At 38.6% G+C, this 3,856-nt stretch carries 4 protein-coding genes and 1 pseudogene; all 5 read left to right on the forward strand.

What is annotated here, in order from left to right:
• Positions 1-737: pseudogene (locus ACT8YW_RS22270) on the forward strand (hypothetical protein); the annotation flags it as partial.
• A gap of 19 nt (positions 738-756) precedes the next feature.
• A complete protein-coding gene (locus ACT8YW_RS22275; protein WP_444107182.1) occupies positions 757-1,710 on the forward strand; it encodes a hypothetical protein in 954 nt (317 codons plus the stop codon).
• A complete protein-coding gene (locus ACT8YW_RS22280) occupies positions 1,691-2,041 on the forward strand; it encodes a hypothetical protein (protein ID WP_444107183.1) in 351 nt (116 codons plus the stop codon). Before ACT8YW_RS22275 ends, ACT8YW_RS22280 begins: the two co-directional genes overlap by 20 nt.
• A gap of 161 nt (positions 2,042-2,202) precedes the next feature.
• Complete coding sequence (locus ACT8YW_RS22285; protein WP_007756238.1) at positions 2,203-2,892, forward strand: recombinase family protein; 690 nt, start codon at positions 2,203-2,205, stop codon at positions 2,890-2,892.
• 16 nt (positions 2,893-2,908) lie between these two features.
• Positions 2,909-3,115: a hypothetical protein gene (locus ACT8YW_RS22290; RefSeq protein WP_272702806.1), complete on the forward strand. Its 207-nt coding sequence runs from the start codon at positions 2,909-2,911 to the stop codon at positions 3,113-3,115.
• The last annotated feature ends 741 nt before the right edge of the window (positions 3,116-3,856 follow it).

Raw genomic sequence — 3,856 nt, forward strand, 5'->3', positions numbered from 1 at the left:
ACGGTTACAAGAAAGTCGGTGCCGGATGTGGTGATTCAAGGGCTTTTGTTGACCTTGAGGAGAATTCATTGTCGGACAGGAAATTCAGGATAGAATGTGACCTGGACTGGGATGACACATTAAGTTATCAGGATTCATTCAAATGGTACAGTCAATCCGAGAGGACAGCAGATAATTACGGAAGTGGTGACATCGCACTTGATATTACTGACGGCTCTCTGAATGGTGAGGAGGAATACGATGATTTCCACGAATACCATTGTCACGAAACCAGCCTCGTATATTATCACGGACACGAGTATTACTGTGACGTGGAGAATCTGGACGAATTCATATGGATAGAAAATCTCGAAGAATACCATCATGAGTCGGATGTTATAGAATGCTCTGAATGTAGCGGGCATTTTCTGGAAGAGGATAATTTCTATTCGCACATAACGGAAGAGTGCTATTGCTGTGAAGAATGCCGGAAGAAAGCGGAACAGACATACAAAAAGGAAAACTGGCATTATTCCGACTATGATGAGGAATACTATGAGCATACAGAAAGCATAACCATATACCAGGTATGGAACAATATCCTCTGTGAATATGAAAGAAAGACAATATCCGTAGAGTCGGCACAAAGACTGCTGGAAACGGGAGAACTTCATAAATTGAATGACATGCTTTATGACGGGATAGATGAGGAAACCGGACTGCCTTATGCATACGAGATGAATGAAATAAATGTTTGACCCACAAAAAATAAGAATTATGGAATTGCTTAAGAAATTATACAAGGTTTATAGCCCGAGCGGAAAAGAACGGGCGATGATCAAGTTTATACGGAATTATACCAAGAGAATTACCGGTACTAAAGTTGAAACAGACGCAGCCGGGAACTTGTATATAACAAAGGGGGAAGCGGAATCATACCCCTGCATTGTAGCACATCTTGACCAGGTACAGAGGTTACATTCAAAAGATTTCCTGCCTATTGAAACGGGAGAAATCATATTCGGTTACAGCTCCCGAAATAAAAGACAGGAAGGACTCGGAGCCGATGACAAAAATGGAATCTGGATAGCACTCAAGTGTCTGGAAAAGTATGACACCCTAAAACTGGCGTTCTTTGTCAGTGAAGAAGTGGGATGTGTCGGGTCAGGAAAAGCGGTGATGGATTTTTTCAATGACTGCCGCTTTGTTATACAGCCCGACAGACAGGGATACCAGGATATTATTAATGAAATAGGTTGGACATCACTATGTTCTCCCGAGTTCCTTCAAGCTGCCGGATATAAAAAGTTCGGATACAAGGAAACACGTGGAATGATGACGGACGTGCAGGAACTAAAGGAACGGGGACTTCAGGTCAGTTGCGTCAATCTCAGCTGTGGATATTACGAACCACATACGGACCATGAGTTTACAATAAAGAAAGACCTCATAAACTGTCTGTCACTGGTAGAGCATATCATTGAGAATTGTACTGAACCTTATCCTCACCAGACAGAAATATTGGACAGACGATGGAGGAGTTATGATGAATTTGACGAAGCTGTAGACGAAATATTTGCACTGCTCGACCAGGGGGAATTATGGAGTGCGGAAGACCTCTATTATATGTACCACTCCGTTTTCCCACAACTGGACATAGAGGATTACCGGAAAATATATACTGAATATTATAACTTAAACAAAATCGAATATGGAAAACAAAAATTATGATCTGAAACTGGCAGGATATATATGGTCAATCCTAAAGACACAACCCTTTATAGTAATGTCATGGGGAATAGGTATGAATACGATAAAACCGGTCGAAGGAGGACTGGAATTTCATGTGCAGGGATTCATACATACAGGAATGGTGCGGATCATTCTCAACGAAGGAAAAGACCTGTTTGAAATACATCTTATCCCCGATTCTGAAGGAGAAGAAAAAATAATAGAAGACGTTTATCTGGACATGCTTGTTTCCGTGATAGACAGGAATGTAGAAAAGACGGATGACTATGAGAAGAGGATTTCTGATACATACGATATTATAAGGTATTAGGAAATCTCTGAAAAAATCAGAATCTAAGAAGACGGCTTTCTGTGAGAGAATAGAATTTATAGCAACTCGAAATCTCACGGAAAGTCTTTTTTATAAACCTGATTCTTCCAGTTTAAAGGTTATTGAACGTCCGTTTAGTAACCAGGAAGAGTGTTAATTGAATGTTAAATATGGAACAACAGAAGAATTATATCGCTTATCTACGGCAGTCAACGATGAAACAGGAAATATCAGGACTTGGCGTAGAGGCACAAAGAGAAATTATACAGAATTACCTGAAGGAGAGAAAACCGGTCGCTGAATATATCGAAACAGAGAGCGGACGTAAATCTGACAGACCCAAACTTACGGAAGCTTTGGAGGTATGTAGAAAAACAGGTTCCATCCTGATTGTCGCAAAACTGGACAGATTGAGCAGGAATGTTGCTTTCACCAGTAAATTATTGGAGTCCGACGTAGAAATAGTATTTTGTGATTTTCCGGAGGCTAATAAACTCGTACTGCATATAATCAGCAGCATAGCGGAATATGAGGCTGGACTGATCAGCCAGAGAACAAAACAGTCTCTAAGGGCAAAGAAAGCAAGAGGATGCAGGCTTGGCAAATCTGAAAACTTATTGAGCAGATTACCACAGGCAGTAGAGAACAGCAACAGAACCAACAGACAGAAGGCTCTCGATAATCCAAATAACAAGAGGGCTGTTGCGTTATTGAAAAATCTGGTAAAAGAAGAGAAGTCATTGTCAGAGATGGCAAGAATCTTAAACAAGGAAGGATTTGTGACAGCCTGGGGATGTCAGTTCAAAGCATCGCAGGTCAGTATATTGCTTAAAAGACATAACCTAAAATAAAGGAGAAAACCGAATCATGGAAACCGAATACGTTATACTCCTAGACTTTTCAACAGGAGAAATCATAAAGATTAAATTAAGTGAGCGGCAGAGAAAGGAATCAGAACAATACGATGATTTTGAAGAGTATCTGGCAACACTGGAAAAAGAATATGGATTCAGACTGGATGACTGCCAATGGATGATTACTGAAACTTATCTGGAACGCAAGTATGGATTCTGATATAAAATGACCAAAAAACTAAGGGAAACTATGTGGAATGGTTTCTCTTTTTTTTCTTTCCTCCATTACTTTAATGAAAAGAGTGTAAGACTTTCTTTTTGTGATTAACCGGGAAATATCAAAAAATGTAAACATTAGGCATAAGTTAGATTATTGCACTTTTCCCCCAAATGATATAAAGTGTGAACGTTGGTATTTCCTATAGCATTAGGTAGCTGTTTGTGAAAATAGTTACCTGATTATAAGATTTGGAAAGTTGGCGGAAATACATCTATCTTATCTAATCTTTTAAGTATATAAGGTCTAGGATGGTGGAATACCCAATTACTTTGTAGATACATAAAGGTTAATATATCAAACTTGTCATAAACCAATCCATTACTGCCAAAAATTTCTAATACCCTATATATGGAATATAAGAAAGAAAAGAAAAAAGGTAACTCTATTTGTCTTACCGGATTTCAGGATATTCAAGGTAAAGATAATCGGAGTTGGTCAGAGACGAAAGTATGAAGCGAAGTGGAATATAAGACATAGCTGAAAGACAAGAGGGGAAGTGTAAATAAAAAATCTACAAAAAAGGTACAAATGCTTAAAGAATAGTGTTTATTGTAGTTTTTTTATAACATCCTTCGGTTATGTAAATACTCTCTACTATCGTATCACTTCTGTCTCTGATTAACCCAGAATAAACTATGAAATGAAAGCATCTTGAAATATGATGTTCTCAAATTATACCTC

It is taken from the genome of Bacteroides sp. (assembly GCF_052357945.1).
In the GTDB taxonomy this organism is placed as follows: domain Bacteria; phylum Bacteroidota; class Bacteroidia; order Bacteroidales; family Bacteroidaceae; genus Bacteroides.

Bases quoted from the DNA above. Each gene is read 5' to 3' on its own strand.
- ACT8YW_RS22275 (WP_444107182.1), top strand. From the start codon at position 757: ATGGAATTGCTTAAGAAATTATACAAGGTTTATAGCCCGAGCGGAAAA.
- ACT8YW_RS22280 (WP_444107183.1), top strand. From the start codon at position 1,691: ATGGAAAACAAAAATTATGATCTGAAACTGGCAGGATATATATGGTCA.
- ACT8YW_RS22285 (WP_007756238.1), top strand. From the start codon at position 2,203: ATGTTAAATATGGAACAACAGAAGAATTATATCGCTTATCTACGGCAG.
- ACT8YW_RS22290 (WP_272702806.1), top strand. From the start codon at position 2,909: ATGGAAACCGAATACGTTATACTCCTAGACTTTTCAACAGGAGAAATC.